Annotated in this window: 11 protein-coding genes and 1 pseudogene; 10 read left to right on the top strand and 2 right to left on the bottom strand. The window is 66.1% G+C overall.

Features of this window, described 5'->3' with window-relative positions; genetic code table 11:
* Positions 1-610: 610 nt before the first annotated feature.
* From IEY78_RS11530 to IEY78_RS35125, 3 genes are all read left to right on the top strand, one after another.
* Positions 611-922: a trypco2 family protein gene (locus tag IEY78_RS11530; RefSeq protein WP_189097562.1), complete on the top strand. Its 312-nt coding sequence runs from the start codon at positions 611-613 to the stop codon at positions 920-922.
* A complete protein-coding gene (locus IEY78_RS11525; RefSeq protein WP_268240264.1) occupies positions 906-5,072 on the top strand; it encodes a trypsin-like peptidase domain-containing protein in 4,167 nt (1,388 codons plus the stop codon). The genes IEY78_RS11530 and IEY78_RS11525 overlap by 17 nt, the downstream gene beginning before the upstream one ends.
* 145 nt (positions 5,073-5,217) lie before the next feature.
* On the top strand, positions 5,218-5,460 hold the full coding sequence (locus IEY78_RS35125) for a trypco2 family protein (RefSeq protein ID WP_373294118.1): 243 nt from the start codon (positions 5,218-5,220) through the stop codon (positions 5,458-5,460).
* Positions 5,461-5,576: 116 nt separating this feature from the next.
* On the opposite strand, the gene IEY78_RS11520 is transcribed toward IEY78_RS35125, so the two are convergent.
* Together IEY78_RS11520 and IEY78_RS34325 are read right to left on the bottom strand one after the other, a co-directional pair.
* Positions 5,577-5,912: a hypothetical protein gene (locus IEY78_RS11520; protein ID WP_189097560.1), complete on the bottom strand. Its 336-nt coding sequence runs from the start codon at positions 5,910-5,912 to the stop codon at positions 5,577-5,579.
* Positions 5,913-6,765: 853 nt separating this feature from the next.
* Positions 6,766-7,019: pseudogene (locus IEY78_RS34325) on the bottom strand (DUF3631 domain-containing protein); the annotation flags it as partial.
* Positions 7,020-7,151: 132 nt separating this feature from the next.
* Here IEY78_RS34325 and IEY78_RS34320 point away from each other — a divergent pair.
* From IEY78_RS34320 to drmB, 7 genes are all read left to right on the top strand, one after another.
* Positions 7,152-7,562, top strand: coding sequence for a tyrosine-type recombinase/integrase (locus IEY78_RS34320; protein ID WP_229699860.1), 411 nt, complete (start codon positions 7,152-7,154; stop codon positions 7,560-7,562).
* The gene (locus IEY78_RS34315) at positions 7,559-7,750 is read left to right on the top strand and encodes a hypothetical protein (protein ID WP_229699859.1); all 192 of its coding nucleotides are present in this window, start codon (positions 7,559-7,561) and stop codon (positions 7,748-7,750) included. The genes IEY78_RS34320 and IEY78_RS34315 overlap by 4 nt, the downstream gene beginning before the upstream one ends.
* Before the next feature lie 925 nt (positions 7,751-8,675).
* On the top strand, positions 8,676-9,566 hold the full coding sequence (locus IEY78_RS11505; RefSeq protein ID WP_189097559.1) for a hypothetical protein: 891 nt from the start codon (positions 8,676-8,678) through the stop codon (positions 9,564-9,566).
* Between the two features lie 59 nt (positions 9,567-9,625).
* Complete coding sequence (locus IEY78_RS11500; protein WP_189097558.1) at positions 9,626-11,128, top strand: DISARM anti-phage system protein DrmE domain-containing protein; 1,503 nt, start codon at positions 9,626-9,628, stop codon at positions 11,126-11,128.
* Positions 11,128-12,864, top strand: coding sequence for a nuclease-related domain-containing DEAD/DEAH box helicase (locus IEY78_RS11495; RefSeq protein ID WP_189097557.1), 1,737 nt, complete (start codon positions 11,128-11,130; stop codon positions 12,862-12,864). Before IEY78_RS11500 ends, IEY78_RS11495 begins: the two co-directional genes overlap by 1 nt.
* Positions 12,861-16,328, top strand: coding sequence for a helicase-related protein (locus IEY78_RS11490; RefSeq protein ID WP_189097556.1), 3,468 nt, complete (start codon positions 12,861-12,863; stop codon positions 16,326-16,328). The genes IEY78_RS11495 and IEY78_RS11490 overlap by 4 nt, the downstream gene beginning before the upstream one ends.
* The gene (gene drmB / locus IEY78_RS11485) at positions 16,325-18,217 is read left to right on the top strand and encodes an MrfA Zn-binding domain-containing protein (protein ID WP_189097555.1); all 1,893 of its coding nucleotides are present in this window, start codon (positions 16,325-16,327) and stop codon (positions 18,215-18,217) included. Before IEY78_RS11490 ends, drmB begins: the two co-directional genes overlap by 4 nt.
* The last annotated feature ends 407 nt before the right edge of the window (positions 18,218-18,624 follow it).

Raw genomic sequence — 18,624 nt, 5'->3', positions numbered from 1 at the left:
CAGTTCTGGATGCCTGACCCGACCACTGGGCACCGGCAGAGAACCTACGGCGCTTGGCTTTGTCATCTCCTCTGTGCTGTTGCTGTGTCGACATGGGCCTTCGCTGCCCGGATCAGGGGGCGGCTTGGAAGGAGCGCGGCTGCGCCTCCGCGCACTTCAACGCTTTGACCAACTGGCCCCTGTCGCTTCTGCGGACCAAGCCATGCTCGACGCCATGCTCCTTTCGAAGCTGGGCGCGGTGGACGGGCAGCCCCTGCCGTTCGGGGTACAGGCGGCCCAGTCCGTGGACAAGGACCTGGTGCTTCGCGTAGAGCGGGCCGAGGACGTGCAGGCGTTTTTGGGCTCCTGCCGTACTGCACGAAGAAGGAGCCATGGCGCAGAGTGCGCGGACTGTTTGCGCAGACAGACGGTGCACGGTGCGGTTCGGGTTCCGCACCTGGCTGTACCAGGCGGTGCTGTCGCACGGAGGCGACGAAACCGGAGCCGAGATCAAGGGCGCAGCATGCCGCTTCCGGAAGGGCATGCCGCTTTGGGGAGACAGGAAGTCCTTCAGTGAGCAGCACTGCGCACGGGCTTGTAATATTCAATCACCGTGATACGAGGGGGAAAGTTGATCGAACTGTCTGAGATGATCCGCGAGTTGAGGCAGCAACTCACCACGGCGCTGGCGGAGGGGGCAACTGAGGCTGTCCGCTTCGAACTCGGCCCCGTGGAGATCGAAGCGACTGTCGCCGTGAGCCGTGAAGCAGGCGCGGACGCCAAGGTCCGACTGTGGGTCGTCGACGCGGGGACGAATGGAAAATACGCGCAGGCGCAGACACAGCGGATCACGGTCACCTTGGCGCCCCAGGTCGTGCCAGCGGAGGGAAGCCCGGCGCGACCGGTCCTGATCGCGGGCGGCGAGGTTGACGGCGAACGCTGATCACAGCCGCCTACACGTCGAGCGTGGGCTGAGGCCGGGGCAGGTAGCGGAGATCATCGCCACCCTTCCCGGCAATGGTTCAGGCCGAAGAGGCTCGGGCTATCGCCTTTCTTCGGGCACGGTGCTGACTGCCGCACACGTCGTCGAGGGCGCGACGAGCGTACGAGTACGGTTTCAGGCGCACCGACCGGGCGAACGAGTCGTCAAGGCAACCGTGGAGTGGCAACACTCTGGCATCGACATCGCCGTCCTCAGGATCCCGGACGATGCGGACACAGGAATCGATCCAGTCTCGTTCGGTCGGGTCGGTGAACAGGACGCGGTGCTGTGTTGCACCGCGCTGGGCTTTCCGCGCTTCAAACTCCGTGCGGACGAGAATGGTTCATGCTTCCGCGACGCGGAGCACATACATGCAACATGTGCCATCCTTTCCAACCGTCGTGAGGGCACCCTCGACCTCGGGGTCACCCCGCCTCCCGCCGCCGTTGCGGATTCCGATACGGATGCCTGGGAAGGGATGTCTGGTGCCGCTGTCTTCAGCAACGGCCACCTCATCGGCGTCGTCACCCGCCACTACCGAGCTGACGGCCCCGGCCGTATCGCGGCGACCCGCGTGGACCGCTGGGTCGAGAAGCTGACCGCGACAGAGCTGGCTGCGCTGGAGCAGACTCTGCGCTGCAGATTGCACCCTGAGGCACTGCATGACGCCGTGCCGGACACCGGACTTGGCCTGCTTCAGGACGCCTATCGCGCTCAGCTTGCCGATATCGCTCCTGAGAAGTTGGAGGACAGGGAGGCCCTGCTCCGTGACCTCGTCGCATTCTGCGGCGGACCAGGCGAGTACCTATGGCTCCAGGGTCCGCCTTGGGCCGGCAAGACGGCAGTCGCGGCGTGGTTCGCGTTGCAGGCGCCCCGCGGCGTTGTTCCCGTCTGGTTCTTCGTTACCGCGCGCTACGCGAGTCAGTCGGACAGCGAGGCGTACACCGGAGCGTTTATAGACCAGCTAGCTGCCGTCGTCGGACGGGAACCAACCAGCCGCAGTTCGCCGCTTGCCCGCGACGGAGAGCGCAGACTGCTCTTGCGAGAAGCTGCCGAGCGCGTGGCGCATAACGGAGGCACACTCCTCCTGATCGTCGACGGACTCGACGAGGACCAGTCTCTACTGCCCAGCGGCAATGGCACGAGCATCGCCTCGCTGCTGCCGGAGCGGCTCCCGTCAAACGTCCGCGTTTTGGTGACCAGCCGTACAAGCCCCGACCTCCCAGCGGACGTCAAGGGTGATCATCCTCTGCGCCACTGCCCCGTTGTGAAGCTGTCCGCCACGGAGGCGGCCAAACACACCGAGTTCGAAGCCAAATTCGACCTGTATCAGGCGCTCTCCGGGGATCAGTTGCAGCGAGACCTTGTCGGTCTGCTCGCCGCCGCGCGTGGCACCCTCACCGTCGATGACCTGCAGGAGCTCACCGGCGAGCAGAGCTATGAGCTGCGTCAACGGCTCGGCAGCGCCTTCGGTCGTATCCTGCGCATGCGCGGTGGATTCGAAGATAGCGGCGGCGATGCGTCACTCTATCTAGCGAGCCGCGGTTACCTATTCGCGCACGAAACCCTACTCGCCACCGCCCAAAACGAACTCGGGCCGGACATAGGCGCTTACTCGGAGCAGCTGCACGTGTGGGCTGCGACGTACAAGCTCCGGGGCTGGCCAGCTAGCACCCCGGCCTACCTTCTCCAGCCGTACGGACGCTTGCTCGCCCTCCTGCGGGACACGTGCCGTTCCACCAACCTCGCGACAGATGCTCAGCGGCGGGACCGACTGCGAGAGGTGACCGGCAGCGATGCCGCGTGCCTCTCCGAGATCGCATCAGCGCGGCAGATCGTTCAGCGTGCGACCCCTGACGACCTAGGCGCGCTGGCGGCACTCGCGGCCGTTGCAGATCTGGTGGCTCGGCGCAACGAGTTGCTCCACCCGGACATCCCGGCCGTCTACGCCCGCCTCGGCCGCACCCGTCACGCCATCGGTCTTGCCCGCAGCGTTTTCCGACCAATGGACCGTGCCCAGGCGTTGGCGGGAGTCTCTCGCGCCCTGGCCGAAGCGGGCGACCCGCGGGCCGTGGGGTTGGCGAGGGAGTCGCTGCAACTGACCGACACGGCCCTGTCGGAGGACCGGGGGATCTACGACGACTCATATGCCCTGGTCGCACTCGGTAGGTTGGCCACCGTCCTGGCTGCTACAGGGAGAGAGAGCGATGCAGTAAGCCTGCTCAGCGAATTGCCCTCACAGGACTACGATCTGGGCATCGAAGTGATCGTTGAGGCGTTTGTTGCGACTGCCGCAGCGGTCCGGGACCCGGTGCGTGCCGCCGACTTGTTGCATCAAGCAGAGGAGTCTGCGCAGAAGATCTCGTTCCTGCCGGATCGTATCCGCACTCTGGCGTCAATCGCCGAGGCGCGGGTGGCTGGCCCCGGCAGTACGGGACGGCTATACGATGCCGTCACCACGCTCGCCCAACAGTACGCGGACGGCCCCACGAACGTCCCCGCAGCCGCCGCGGAGGTCCTCCACCAGATCCGTCCGCACGATGCCACACGCATGGTCCGACTGGCCGTGGCCCATGCGGGCGAGGTCCTGCGTGAACCCCAGAGCCCGACCAATTGGGGTAAGGCGGACGGCGCCGTGCGTGCGCTTGCCGCGACGGGTCAGATGGACGATGCCCAGCTACTCATGGAAGCGCTGCGGGAGGCGGTTCCCTCGGAAATGCAGGGTCCGTGGAACCGGGCGTGGCTGGCGATCGCCGTAGGGTGGGCTCGCGAGGGCCAAGTAGCCGAAGCTTGGGCTGCCCTTGAGGCTTCCTGGGAGGCCGAGGATCACCATGACGAGCGCGACCGCTCCGCAGCCTACGTTGCCAGCCTGCTTGCGGCAGCCGGGGCTGCTGAGCAGTTGGAGACTCTGCTGCTCAACACGCCGAACTCATGGCAATGGGTTGTTGCCGAAGCGTTTGCCGCTCTTGCCCTTCACTTCTGCGCTGACGATCCGGACCAGTCCTTGCGGCTGCTTCACCAGGCCGAGCACGGACGGCACTCGGCAGACGGATCGGTATTCCAGAATGAGCGCCTCGCCGTCTTCGCAGGCGCGCTCGCCACTGCCGGCTGGCCTGATCAGGCCGAGCGTCTCATCGAGGCTATTTCCCAGCCTGACGTGCGTGTCTGGGGGTGCGCTGTCGTATCCGTAGCCGTCGCGCACCACGACAGCCGCCGGGCGCTGGATCTGGCCGAACGAGCAGTCGACGCGGCGCCTGCGATCGACCACTGGCCAACGCTTGTCAATACGCTGACTGTCGCCGTGCAGGCACTCGCATATGCGGGTGCTGTCGACCGTGCTGCGGAGGTCATTGAGCAGCTCTCAGGCAAGGTTCAAGACCGTGAGTCAAGCTGGCGCTACCTCGACTGCGCTCGCACAGAGGCAGCGGCTGGTATATGGCTCCACGCTCCCGAAAGAGCTGGCCAGTTGGCGGATTCCCTGCTCCAGGAGATGCACCGTTCCGTGCTGGGATTCGCGCGCCTGCTCGTCGCTGTGGGCCCCTATGATCAGGTCCGTAGCGCCCGCGTCAGGAAGATGCTTCGTAGCATGGAAACGGCTGCCTTCGCGAATCATGGGTATGACGACCTGGCACTGCTCGGCCTGTTGACTGGGACCACAGACCCGGACGGAGCTCGTCGGCGCATTGACCAAGTTATGTCGGACTACCGGCGGGTATGGCCGTATTCCCAGCCAGGAACCATGATGGCCGTCGCGTATGCCGCACTCGGTGATTTCGAAACGGCTTGTGCCATCGCCCAGCGCATAAGAGACGAGACGGAGCGCTCAGAAACACTCGCCGATCTTGCCGCGTATGTTGCTTGCGTACCTGGCGATCCCACGGCCACCCCGCTATTTGGAGACCACGGATTCTCCCGCTCGACTCTCCGGCGCCTCGTTGCGCTCCTCTTCCCACCCGCGTCCGGCCCGAACCTCCCCCACGCGAGAGTCCTCCTTGCGGACGCCCTCACCCCGGAAGGCTGGCACCATGCCACCCCGGTCCTCGCTTCGGTCGACGCCGCCGCCTTTCTCCGTGTACGGGACGTCGTATTCGCCCACCTGGGCCTGCCCTGACAATCCCCGCCTTGGAAGGCAGTGGACCATCCCTGGCCACGGTGCTGCGCGTGCTGCTGCGGGCGACCGCGTGCGGCTGTAGGTAGTGGATCCGTTGTGCTGTTGCCAGTAGTGTGCGCACACGATCGCCGGTCTTGGGGGGCATGTGATCGAGCTGTCAAATACGGTCCGCGAGTTACATCGTGAATTGACGGCCGAGGTATCCGAAGGAGATGGGGAGCGACTCCGCTTCGAGCTTGGACCAGTGGAGATCGAGGCGTCCGTGACCATCAGCAAGGAGGCCGAGGCAGAAGCCAAGCTGCGCTTTGGACCACGGAAACTGGAGCTGCCAGGAAACTCGCACGTACCGACACCCAACGCATCGCCTTCACGCTGCATCAGCAGCTGACGCACTTCGGCGCCTCACCACTGATCTCCGGCGACGATGTTTCCCACGAGCGCTGAACCGTATGCCGGGTGCGCAGCCGGTCTGGACGCCAGCCGTGTAGCCGGGGTCATCGTCTCCTACGCAGATGAGGCTGGCTGCCATGGGTCGGGACACCTGGTCGCCATGGGCGAGTTCTGACAGCAGCCCACGTCATCACCGGCGCCCGCAGCATCCAGGTGAGGTTCGACGCCGATCCGCCAACAGAACAGACCCACCTCATCGAGGTCGTGTGAGCCGACGCTCAGATCGGCATCGCAGTCCTGCCAGCCTTGGGAGAGCAAAAACGAGTCAGTTGGGCCGACTTCGGCCTTGCCACCGAGCGAGATGCCGTCCTGCAATGCAGCGCCATGGGATTTCCCGACTTCAAGATGCGCAGCGACCACGAGGGCACCAAGTATCGGGATGCCTGCCACGTAGTTGGCACCTGCGCGGTGCTGTCCAACCTTCGAGAAGACACCCTCGATCTCCGAGTCGCACCCCCGCAAGCAGACACTGTTTGCGAACGCTCTCCATGGGAGGAGATGTCCGGCGCTGCCGTGTTCAGCGGCGGAAGCATCATCGGCCTAGTAGCCCGCCACCACCGCTTCGACGGACCTGGCCACCTTGCCGTGCTCCGCGCGGACCGCTGGCACGAGCAGCTCTCTGCCGCTTCTTGCGCACAAGCAGCTAGTCGACAGCGGCCCGCGGCTCACACTGGCTGCCGCGTCAACCGGAGGTCACATCACCCCAGTTCCTCGCCAATGCGCCGGAACTGATCCATCGCTACCAGCAGACGCTCCCTCCAGCACGAGCCGTGGCTTGGGCAGGCATAGACGTCCGACGCTTTGGCCACGGCCCACGTCTACCAAGGCAATTCCTCGAAAGAGCGGCGCCTGCCTACCTCACCAATGACGAATGGGATGCCCTGGATGACGCGTGGTTTGATCAGGCAATGGCGTAGTTGTCCGAATCTTGTCGTGGAACAAGGGGCAGCTCAGCACAATCCGCCCACACCCGGGTACCGGTGCCTCTGACGGTCCGCACTACCGGCTCTCTGACTATCTGGAGCAGCACGGCGCTGCCGAACGACGGCTGATGACGCCACCAGCCGGATTCTGGGAAGTCGGCGTTCATGCCGCAACTGCAGAAGACACCCGGCACCTTGCCGATTCCGCCCGCCTGCGCTGGCGACTGGCCCATGCCGATTATCTCTACGCCCACGCTGCCGGGAAAGAGGATACGCAGGCCCTGCAGGAACTCGTTCAGCTGCGAGACCGCAGGGGCTGGGACCCGAACGCCGACCGACTTCTCGAAGAAGAGGGTGATCATCGGCTGGCGCACGGTCTCGTGCAGCACGTCCAGAACGCGAGACTTGCCGCAGCCGTTCGTCGGACTCACTACCGCCAGGCGGGGCGCGTGCTGCAGAGCAGTCTGGATATGCGTTGCCGCCACCCACAGGGAGACTGGTTCAGCGCCTCCTCGCTGGGCAGCGCCAGACGTGCGCCCGGATTCGCTGTCCAGTCCCGCCGTCTCGCCTTCAACCCAGCGACGGGCGTGCCTCTGCCGGACCTCGGCCCCGCCGACCACGTCTATCTGGACGAGCTGCAGGTCGGGCGCTCGGTGAGGCCGCAGGCGCCTATCGCGCGTTCATCCTCCTACTCGCCTAGACCGGCTTGCGCTGGGGCGAAGCGTCTGCGGTCAAGGTCGGCCGTGTCGACATTGAGACGCGCCGAATCCGCATCGTGGAGGCGTACGGCGAGGACAAGGGCAGTCTGTACCTCGACTCCCCCAAGAACCACGAGCTGCGGACGGTGCCGATCCCCCAGTTCCTCGTCGAGGAGCTACGGCCGTACGTCGACGGCCGCGACGCGGACGCTCTGCTGTTCATCACCCCGCAGGGCGGCGCGCTACGCGCGAACAACTTCCGGCGCCGCGTCTTCGCTCCGGCGGTGAAGGCCGCCGGCCTCGGCACACTCGGCGTGACGCCCCACAAGCTGCGGCACACCGCGGCCTCCATGGCCATCGCCAGCGGCGTCGACGTCCACGTTGTCCAGGCCATCTGGGCCACAAGTCGGCGAAGGTGACGCTCGACATCTACGGAGCCCTCTTCCCCGACCGCTTGGACGAGGTGTCCGAGAAGATGCACAAGCGCCGCGCCCGCGTCCTGGCCAAAGCGAAGGCCAAGGCCAAAAAGGCGGAGAAGAAGGCGCGCAAGGCAGCCAAGGCACTCGCCGAGCTGGAGCAGGAATCGGTGCTGGAAGCGGCGGCCTGACCGCGCCGACGTGTACAGAATGTGTACCGCACACGCAGAGGCCCCTTCGCACATCCGCGCAAAGGGGCCTCTGACCTGCTGCCTTTTGTGGGCACAGACGGATTTGAACCGCCGACATCTGCTTTGTAAGCCTGGTGATAGTCCACCGGCCGCATCCGCTGGTCGATGTCCGTCTCGTCGGCTCCAGCCCGGGCGCGGTGCCGACTCCTCCGAGCGCCCTCATTCGCCCTGGTTGACCGTCCGTTCTGGCATGTATATGGCACGTGCAGCGTGACCACTGACTTGCCAGTTCGATCGCTGATCCGTGGCAGCAGTACCTATCGAGCCCGCAGATGCCGCTCCGGTTCGCTCGATACTGCCACGGTCCATCGGTGTCGATGTCACCCGTGGATGTCAGTGCCACCCTGTTGCGAAGCCACACACGGCTCCGGAGGGGGCTTCAGTCCTGGACGTCCGTACAGGTCGTGTACCTCTAGCCCGCCAAGAGGCCCTTCCTCGTCCACGGATGGTCCACACGTTGCGGCAAACCAAAGGGATGGCGACCCACAGGACGGAGGGGGAGCGTGAGGCTGGACACGGAAGCGAGAAGGCACGTCAACGGCTTCGGCAGACGCCCTGAACCAGCCTCCTCCCGGGAGGCTGGTCCCTTCGTATCGCCCACCCCTCAAAAGGTGAAGTAGGGGTGGTTTAACTGTGAAGATGTTGTAAGATCCACGCACCGTCAGGGAGTAGACATCTTCGATGGCGGTACTGAGGAACGTTCTCTTGGTGGGGGCTGGGGGCGGTGGCAAGAGGCAAGACGTTGCTCCGTAGCGCGTCCACACTGGTCGGTGACAGGTGGCAGAGGCTGCCTGAGTGGGCCGCATGGTTCTCGGAGGTCGGGTACTGGGCAGCAGACCTGCGCGAGGGGGGCTCAAACTCGGTAGTGGCGCTGTCCGTTCCGACGCGTGACTACCTTGCGGTGCTGCTGGCCTATGGGGTGGTGAACCAAGCCTCCCAGGCCGAGATGGTCCCTGCCGAGCCGGAGCAGGACTTCGAGCAGGCCAAGTGCCTGCCTGTCGGCGCCTGCGTCCGGGTCATCCCGGTCAAAGGTCCCGACCACAAACAGCGCGTGTATACGGGAGTGTTCGGCGGGGCGTTTTCGAACCATCACGGGCAGGTCTACGAGCTCGCAGGCAGCAGGAGCCCTGGCAGACGCCCTGGACCGGTCTCGTGGTTCCCGGCGGACGACTACCGGCTCCAGTTGCTGCCCTGGCCGGACCTGCCGGATGCTTACGCGGGCCGACACCGCTTTAGCGAGGCTTTTGAGATCCCCGCTGGTGCCGGGGGGCTGGTGGCCGGTCAGTTGGCCGACTTTTACGGACGCTGCTCTCTCCACAGTGTGGTGATTGGGGCAGTGAACACGGTTCTGGCCGACGCCCAGGTCGTCGTTGCGGCACCCGGTGGAGCGGGACTGACCCTGCAAGGGCTGCTGCGCATGCGCGCAGTCCACTCGCCTGGATCCCACTACCGCAGTGTGGTGCTGTCGAGCCGGGGGGACCCCGAGAAGTACCGCCACGTGGTGCGGTCCTGCCAACCAGTCGCGGTCGTGCTCGACGGCGCGGCGGCGGTTCGGCGGTGGCTTGGAGCCGGCCTCGCGGGCGTGACGGTGGCCGTGGTCGAGCGCACCAGCCCGACCGCTTTGGCGGCCGTGGACGTGCTCTACGAAAACCGGAGGCGCAGCGTAACCGACCTCGGTGTGCCCAGAGACCTCGCCAATCGGATCCCTCCGGGAGTCGAGCTGCTGGCCTGGAGGAGCAGGGGGACGGCGCGGTGAGTTTGTGGGATGCGGGCAGGGTCTACCAGCGTGCGGGCGGCGTCATCGAGGAGCAGCCCGTGCACCACTCAGGGGTGCACTCGTTCATGCGAGCGGCGGCGCAATTTCTGCGTTCAGTGGGCGAGTTGGAGAGTTCTGGCCTGTGGCGCCAGGCCTGCTCCGACATCCGGCGTGTCAGGTGGCTCCTCGGTACCGTGCCGCTGCCCTTCAACAGCTGGCAGTTAAGGATTCAGGAGGCGGCACGCAGTTTGGCGGGTACTAGCGCTTATTTGCAGCAGGCTGCGGATGCCGGCCTGGTGGGCCAGCTGTCCGCCGTCGCACAGGATCTGACCCGCCTGGGGGAGGACCCCTCCAATCCGCTGGCCGCCGGGGCCATGGCATTCCTCTCGTCTGACCGCAGGGGCAGGTCGCTTGTAGCGGTGACCAACCGCTCCTACCAAGATGCTGTTGTCCAGACTTTTGGCGCGATCGGCTACCCGGTCGAGATCGGCCTGGTCAGTGACCTGCTGGGCAACGAGGTCTACGACTCGGCCGTGGTCGTGGGACCCGTCGGCTGGCTTCCGCCGGGTGTGCTGAACGCCCCAAGGGCAGCGCGACTCGGACTAGTCCACCATGACTTCTACCGTGAGCCGCTTGACGTACAACCGCTGTTCGACGAGGGCCCGGTGCTGCGCGGCACCATGCCAACGCGCATACGCCGCCGTGAGACGACGGTAGTCGGATCACCGTTCAAGCTCGCGGATCGTACGACGCCTGAGTCGGCAGAGCCCCTGATGACGGATCTTGACGTCGCTTCCCTGGCACAGGACGCTGTCGCTGGACTCCCTGTCGAAGCCCTGCGGGACGGTGCTTCAGGTGGCCACGAGGGGGTGCAGGCCCGTGCGGCCCTCCTCGCCGATGGCTCTTACGTGTTGCTGCCCGTGGAGTCCAGCGTGCACAAGATCCTGTTGGTCGAGCCGGATCCGGACGATGAACCGTCCGTCGAGGCCGTCGACGGGGCCTCGATTTCGGTCGGCGACTACGTCGTGCTTCGCGGCAGCTCCTACTATCAGAGCCTGGTCGAGCGGGCCGATGCCGTACTGGGCGACGACGCGCCTGTGCTGCGGGCGGTACAGCAGGGGTGGAAGGCGCAGCTGGGCGATCGTATTGACCAGCACCCGGGCGGTCGCCGGGGGGTCGCTAAGGAACTGGTGGCGCGCGGTGCAGTGATGACCAATCTGGACTACTGGACGGGCCCGTGGTGCATCAGGACCCGGCGCAAAGATGACTTCGCTGTCGTCATGAACTACCTGGGCCGCGGTGGGGAGACACGGGACGTCTGGGAGGCGCTCGGCCGGATCGACCACGCACACCGTAGTGCCGGGAGGAGCTACGCCGAGGCTGTGCAGCGTGCTGTCTCCGGGGACTTGTGGCAGCAGCTCTGGGTGGAGCGCTGGTGCGAGATCTCCCTGGACGATACGGACTCCGGCGCGCGAGCGGCCTTGGTCGATGCCGTTCTCCCCAGGCAGCTTCGGGTCCCCCCGCATTACCTCTGCCGGCTCCGTACTTCGGAGGTGCCCTGATGGCGCGCATGATCCCGTCGGCCTTCGACCCGGAATGCACCCCAAGTCCCGGGGAAAGGGAAGTGTTCCGGCGGCTTCGCGACGACCCCGGCACGGAGGGCTGGGTGGTGCTGCACTCGCTGGGTATCGCCAAGCATCCGCGGCAGATCCAGGGTGAGGCCGATTTCGTCATCGTCGTGCCAGGGAAGGGAGTCCTGGTCCTGGAGGTGAAGGCCCACCACCAGGTCAGGCGCCTGCCGAGCGGTGAGTGGCGGCTGGGCGGCCACCCGCCAACCCTGAGGAGCCCTTTCCAGCAGGCCGATGAGGCCATGCACGCGGTCAAGGAGAAGCTGATCGGCCAGGGCAGCGGACTCGGAGCTGTACCCATGACGTCAGCGGTGCTGTTCACGCACAGCCGGTTCGCGGTGTCGGGCCCCATGGAGTGGCACTCATGGCAGGCGATCGACACAGTGGCTCTGCACAGCCGTCCCCTTTCCGCGCTGATCGCCGGGGTCCTGGACGCCCACCGCGCGCACCTCACCTCGACTCCCACAGTAGGCTGGTTCAACCCGGCATCCGCCGCTCCCGACGCCGGCCAGACTGACCGGATCGTGGAGGTGCTGCGGCCCTCATTCGAGTTTGCCGAACCGCCCAAGCTGCGACGGCAGCGGATGGAGCGGGAGACGCAGACCTTCACGCAGCAGCAGTACGAGGTGCTCGACATGATCGCCGCCAACCGGCGGTGCTTGGTCCGCGGTGCCGCAGGGACGGGCAAGACGTTCGTGGCGGTGGAGGCGGCACGGCGGTTCGCCGAAAACGGTCTGAGAGTTTTGCTGTGCTGTTTCAACCGGCAGCTGGGCCACTGGCTCAAAGAAGAGACCGCCAGGGTAGAGGGGATCACGGCGGCTCACCTTCACTCCTACATGGCGGGACTGGTTCCCGCTGCACGCCCCGCGGCAAGCGGAGACGACGGGTTCTTCACCGAGGAACTCCCCGACCTCGCCCTGGAAGCCCTGTTGGAGTGCGACGGCCCGCCGTTCGATGTGCTGGTGATCGACGAGGCACAGGACCTGATGCGCGAGTCCTACCTCAACGTCCTCGACTCCTCCTTGCGCGGAGGTTTGTCTAGCGGTCAGTGGCTGGCCTTCGGCGACTTCACGCGCCAGGCCCTTTACGACTCCGGCGGCGAGGGAATGGAAGCCCTCCATGGGCGCACGGCGGGCGAGCCAGCAGTATTCATACTGCGTCACAACTGCAGGAGCGTCCCCGACATCACCTTCTACGTGGAAGCGACGTCCGACCTTGACCCGGGCTACGCCGGAACGCTGCGGCCCTCCAACGACCGGACCGCAGAGCACCTGTGGTGGACAGACGGCGAGGAACAGCAGCGGCTACTGGCGGACAGGCTCACCCAGCTCACCCGCGAAGGGTTCCGGCCCGAGGACATCGTCGTCCTGTCACCGCTGCGCAATGACCAGAGTGCGGCCGGCAGCTGCCAGGACCCCCGCTGGCGGAACCGGCTCGTGCCCTTCGGCTCCCCGCGACCGGGAGCGGTGCGATACGGGACAGTGCACGCGTTCAAGGGCCTGGACTCCCCAGCGATCATCCTCACGGATATCGCTTCTTTCGGGTCGGCGCGCGAACATACGCTCTTCTATGTGGGCGCCTCCCGCGCCAGGGATGAACTCACGGTGCTGATGGCCCAGGACGCACGCCCCGGCTTCCGCAAGCAGGTCTTCAAGGAGAAGTCAGCATGACTACCACCGACCACCTCGGTCCGCGTGAGGACGTTATCGATGCCCTGAGGGCCGAGCTGCTCGGTCCTGCGCCCACCGGCAAGTACCTCAACCCGGAACCGTTCGGCAACTGGGAGGAAGCGCGCGGCCCTTGGGTGGACCCCGAGTCCGGAGAGGAGATCCTCGACCGGGCCCCGCTGGTGCGGTACGGCGTCGGCGTCCTGTACCCCGCCGAGAGCACTGCTCAGCCCGTGGACGAGGATCGCACGGTCGTCGCCGGTCTCGTGGACGGTGAGCTCGACGGAAAGGTCTTCGAGGGCCTGCAGGAGGCTGCACAGCGCACAGTCGGCGGGCCGCCCGAGGACGACGACTTCGACCTTGCCGGTGCGAACGACCGACGTCCCAGCACCATGGGCCTGTCGTTCATGCTGGCGGGCGGGAGCGGTACGGCTCTCCGCACCGTTTTTACAGGAGGCCGCTACCGGCGCCAGAACGTGTCTGTGGCGGGCGATACGCGGCGGTGGTGGGTACGCAGCCCCGTTACGGCGGTCTGGGAACTGTCCGCGGACGAGATCGCCACGGCCAACCGGGTCCTGCGGAAGCCACAGCCGGACGCGGACGCCTCGCGCGGCATTGACGGGCTCGACCTAGAGCTGATCGTCAACGTGCGCAGCCACCAGGACGGCAGGTTGATCACAGTCGCCCTCGTCAACCGGACGGCCCCCGGAACCCAGCCACTTGATGCTGTGAGCCTGTTCCAGGCCGAGATGACCGTCGAGCCGCAGGGTGGGTGGCTTGCCCCCTACCCGGAGGCGGCCGAAGCCGAGACGCACCCTGACGATGCTTCGTTCAATCTGCTCTACCGGGAAGCACGGACCTTTGCCGTGGGGCACGGCTGCGCCGCAGACTGGGCCGACCCCACAGAGAGCCGGGCTGCCTGGGCCAAGGCCGACCCTCTGCCCTGGTACGAGGCACCCAGCATCACCCCCGACATCCGGCAGAACGGCAGCCCGCTCACCGTCTCTATGGAGCGGCTCTCTGGGGACGGCCCTGGCGGTCCTGAGCGCCTGGAGCAGGTCGTCGGCGCGTACGCGGAGTGGATCGAAGGGCTCGAAGAGAAGGCTGCTGGCCTCGATGAGCGGTTCCGGCCGACCGCCGCGCAGCACATCGAAGGCTGCCGCAAGGCTCTAGGCCGGATGCGGGAAGGGCTCGAACTGGTCCGTGACGCCCGGAGTGACGTGGGCCGCGCCTTCCGGATGGCGAACCGTGCCATGTTGCGCCAGGCGCTGCGCTCCGGGGTCGACCTGCGTCCCACGCGGTCCGTCGACGGGCGGTTCCAGGTGGAGGGAGCCCAGCCGGATGAGAACGCGGCTCGTCGCAAGGGCAAGGGGAACTGGCGTGCCTTCCAGATCGCGTTCCTCCTGGCCGCCGTCCCCTCAAGTGCCGATCCCCTCCATGACGGCCGTGAGGTTGTTGACCTCATCTACTTCCCCACCGGCGGTGGCAAGACGGAGGCCTACCTCGGACTGTCTGCCTTCACGATGCTGCTCCGTCGTCTGCGCAACCCCGGCGACACGAGTGTCACCGTCCTCATGCGCTATACGCTGCGTCTGCTGACCGCTCAGCAGTTCCTGCGCGCCGCCGCTCTCGTTTGCGCGCTTGAGGAGCTGCGCGCAGACGAGCCGGGCCTCGGAAGGGTCCCTTTCTCGATCGGGATCTGGGTGGGTGGCGAGACCACTCCCAACCGACGCGCGGATGCGAAGTCAGCACTTGGCAAGCTCCACCGCGGAGAGCAGGAGAACCCGTTTCTGCTGCTGCGCTGTCCCTGGTGCTCAGCTCAGATGGGCCCCGTCCCCAGCCAGGAGCCAGACACCGCACCCGGGCAGCGCCGCCGCAGGACCGGTCGGCGCACCGGAGCAGCGGCCCGCACACCCGTAGCCGGGTACACGGAGTACCGCGGAACCGTGCGCTTCATCTGCCCGGACAATGAGTGCCGCTTTTCCACGGAGGACTCGCCGCTGCCCGTCTACGTGGTTGACGATGACCTCTACGAGCACCGGCCGACGCTCGTGATCGGAACGGTGGACAAGTTCGCCCTTATTGCCTGGCGGCCCAACGCACGGGCCTTGTTCGGCTTCGGAGCCGATGGCCTGGGCTCGGACGGCTCTCGGGCCTACTCGCCCCCTTCCCTGATCATCCAGGACGAGCTGCACCTCATCGCTGGTCCGCTCGGCTCCCTCACAGGCCTCTACGAGGGCGTTATCGAAGAACTATGCACCGACCGGCGAGGCGGCAAGCGCATCCTCCCTAAGATCGTCGCCTCCACCGCGACGATCCGGCGGCACGAGGAGCAGGTCAAGGCCCTTTACGGCCGTGAGCAGGTACATCTTTTCCCGCCGCACGGCATCGACGCCTCCGATTCCTTCTTCGCCGTCTACGACCGCGACCCGGAGACCGGCACTCTCAAGCCGGGGCGGCGCTACATCGGCGTGCACGCCCCTGCCCTCGGCTCCATGCAGACCACACAGGTCCGCACGTTCGCCGCCCTGCTCCAGGCCGCCAAGGACCTTCCCGAAGGCCTCCGCGACCCCTGGTGGACGCTGCTTGCCTTCTTCAACAGCCTCCGTGAGCTCGGCAACTCACTGTCGCTCATGCAGTCCGACATCCCCGACTACCTGAGGACTATCAGCAACCGTTCAGAGACGGACCGTACCGGGATGCGCTACCTCAACTGGGTCGAGGAGATGACCAGCCGCCTCCGTCAGGATCAGATCCCCGAAGCCATCCAGAAGCTCGAGCGGCAGCTCACGGACGAACAGCGGGCCGTAGACGCCTGCCTGGCCTCCAGCCTGATTGAGGTCGGCATCGACATCCCCCGCCTCTCGCTCATGGCCGTTGTCGGCCAGCCCAAGAACACCTCCCAGTACATCCAGGTCACCGGTCGCGTCGGACGACGCATTCCCGGACTGGTCGTCACCCTGTACGGGGCCGGCAAACCCCGCGACCGCAGCCATTTTGAGCGCTTCCGCAGCTACCACGAGCGCCTGTACGCGCAGGTCGAACCGACCAGCTCCACCCCCTTCGCCCCGCCCGCCCTGGACCGGGCCCTGCGCGCAGTCGCGGTTGCCTACATCCGGCAGACCGGATCGGAGGCGCTTGAGCCTCAGCCGTTCCCCGCCGAAGGCTGGGCAGCGGCCAGAAAGCTTCTCCTCGACCGGGTCGACTTCTGCGACTCCGATGAAGCCGACCGTACAGCCAGCATCCTGGACAGGATGCGCAAGGAGTGGGAGGCGTGGCAGCCCGGCCAGTGGGGCGACTTCGGGCCCATGGTCAGCGGCGACCAGCTCCTGCGCCCCCTTGGCCAGTATGCGGACGAGCAGGCGCAGAGTATGACCTGGGCGATCCCTTCCTCTATGCGCGGCGTCGATGCCGAATGCCAGATCGAGGTCACCTCGGAGTACGCGATCCAGGAAGGACAGTCATGATCCGCGGCAAGGTCCGGCGCTCCCAGATGGTCGCTCCGTTTGGCCCCGGGGCCATGCACGTGCTGTCCGACGGGACGTCGGTCATCACGGCAGGCCTCGACCATTGGTTTCCACGCGGAGACGACCGCAACCAGGAAGAGTTCCGTGTCCACGAGTGGCGCCTGGAACAGCATCTCGGTGTCGACGCGCTTTACTCTCCTCCGGACTACCGCACCCGTTCGGAGAACGGGGCCAACACCGGTCTCACCGTCCCGGTCCTCCGGTTCCCCACCTGGGGCTTCTGCCCGCGGTGCCGCAAGCTGGCAAAGGACAGGCTCCACCAGGAGAACCGTCCGGCCTGCAAGGAACATGAGTCCTCCGGCCGCAAACCCTTCTTCGCCCAGGTGCCCTTCGTCGCGATCTGTGAGCGAGGGCACCTCCAGGACTTTCCCTGGTTCGAATGGGCGCATAAGTCAGTGTCGCCCTCCTGCCGGGGGCACCGCCTCTCACTGCGGTCCTCCGGCGGCGGCACTCTGGCCTCCCAACGCGTTTCCTGTTCCTGCAACGCGACCCGTACCCTGGAAGGCATCACATCAACAAGGAGTAGTGCCGAGAGCGGCCCTTTCACGTTCCTCTCGGAAGAGCTCGAGCCGGGCGGGCCGCCGTACCTGTGCCGCGGCGGGGCGCCCTGGCTGGGGATCGACCGCGAAGGGGAGCCGTGCGGGAGTCCTCTCCGCGGCAGCCTGCGCGGCGCCGCGAACGTCTACTACTCGCTCCTGAAGAGCTCCATCTTCGTGCCAGAGGTGGCCGCGTCGACCGCCGACCCAAAGGTCCTCGCTGTCCTCCAAGACGGGGCGATCGTACAGGCCCGGCAGAGGGCAGCAGTCTTCCTTGACAAGGGAGAGGCTTTGCCTGTCTACATGCTCCGGAAAGCGGCCCAGGGTAACGCATTCCTCCTCGAGAACTTCAGCGACGAGGAGATCTCTCGCGCACTGGCCGTGCTGCAACAGTCCCAACCCGAAGCCTCAGAGACGGGGGTGCCCGGCTCCGCGCAGGATCCAGCTCCGTTCCGCGCCACCGAATACCAGACGCTGCGCGGTGCGATCGAGTCTGAGGAGCTGGTTGTACGCGAGCCCCGAGGACAGTACGCCCCCAGCGTTGACTCTGCCTTCGCCCATGTAAGGCTTGTAGAAAAGCTCCGCGAAACTCGGGTGCTGTGGGGCTTCAACCGCGTTTTCGCGGAATCCCCTTACGATGACGCGTCCCGAAAGGCACTGCTGCGTCGCACATCCGCGCGCCCGGGTGGCAACTGGCTTCCCGCATACGCTGTCAGCGGCGAGGGAATATACCTGGAACTCGACACGGCGCTGCTGGGTGCCTGGGAGGAGCGCCGAGCAGTCCTGGCGCAGGCTGAACTACTCACACAGCGCTTCTCGGACGTGGCCGAACAGCGCGGCCTGGCCAAGCGAGAGTTGTCGCCGCGCTTCATCCTCCTGCACACACTGGCGCACCTGCTCATTAACCAGCTCACCTACGAGTGCGGCTACAGCTCGGCCTCCCTGAGGGAGCGCCTCTATGTGAGCTCCGGCCCGGACGGCATGGCCGGCATACTCATCTACACCGCCGCGGGGGACTCCGAGGGCACCTTGGGCGGCCTGGTTCGAATGGGCGGGCCCGGCCGGCTGGAGGGAGTACTGGAGAACGCCCTGGCTCACGCCGCATGGTGCTCCTCGGACCCGGTGTGCATCGAGAGCAAGGGCCAAGGCCCCGGGTCCTGCAACCTCGCCGCCTGCCACAGCTGCGCGCTGCTTCCTGAGACGGCGTGCGAGGAGTACAACCGCTTCCTTGACCGTGCTTTGGTAGTCGGTGGACTCGGGAAGAGCGAGCTCGGTTTTTTCGCTATGAACTAAGAGCAGGTCGATGGTGTGCGTGAGCATCCTGCTTACGCACACCGTCTTCGTCTGACACTGTGGCTGAGCGGTTCCGGAGGGCCTTGCGTTCTCCGACGTTCACGCAGTTCACGGGTCTATAAGCGATAGACGGCGCGCTCTCCGTCCACGTTTGGTCCACGGGCATCTGTACTCCGCAAAGCGTAAGGGCGCCGAAGTCAGCAGCGCTGAGTACGGTTCCGCCGAAGCCTTTGCCGACCGATGGTCTTCACTGAGTCTTGAGAATCCTGTAGTCCAGCGCACGCGCACTAGCGGCCATATCCCACCCGTTCGAGTCTGCCGAACGAACAGGTGACGTCTGACCTGGCGTGCCCTGTCGGGCAGGTGGGAAGCATGTCGCTGCGCCCAAGCCCTATCCGGAGGAGACT

The sequence above is a fragment of the Streptomyces kronopolitis genome (assembly GCF_014646275.1).
GTDB lineage: Bacteria > Actinomycetota > Actinomycetes > Streptomycetales > Streptomycetaceae > Streptomyces > Streptomyces kronopolitis.
This window is presented reverse-complemented; position numbering and strand designations above follow the sequence as displayed.

Coding starts and splice junctions, on each gene's coding strand:
- IEY78_RS11495 (WP_189097557.1), top strand. CDS start 11,128: ATGGCGCGCATGATCCCGTCGGCCTTCGACCCGGAATGCACCCCAAGT.
- IEY78_RS11490 (WP_189097556.1), top strand. CDS start 12,861: ATGACTACCACCGACCACCTCGGTCCGCGTGAGGACGTTATCGATGCC.
- drmB (WP_189097555.1), top strand. CDS start 16,325: ATGATCCGCGGCAAGGTCCGGCGCTCCCAGATGGTCGCTCCGTTTGGC.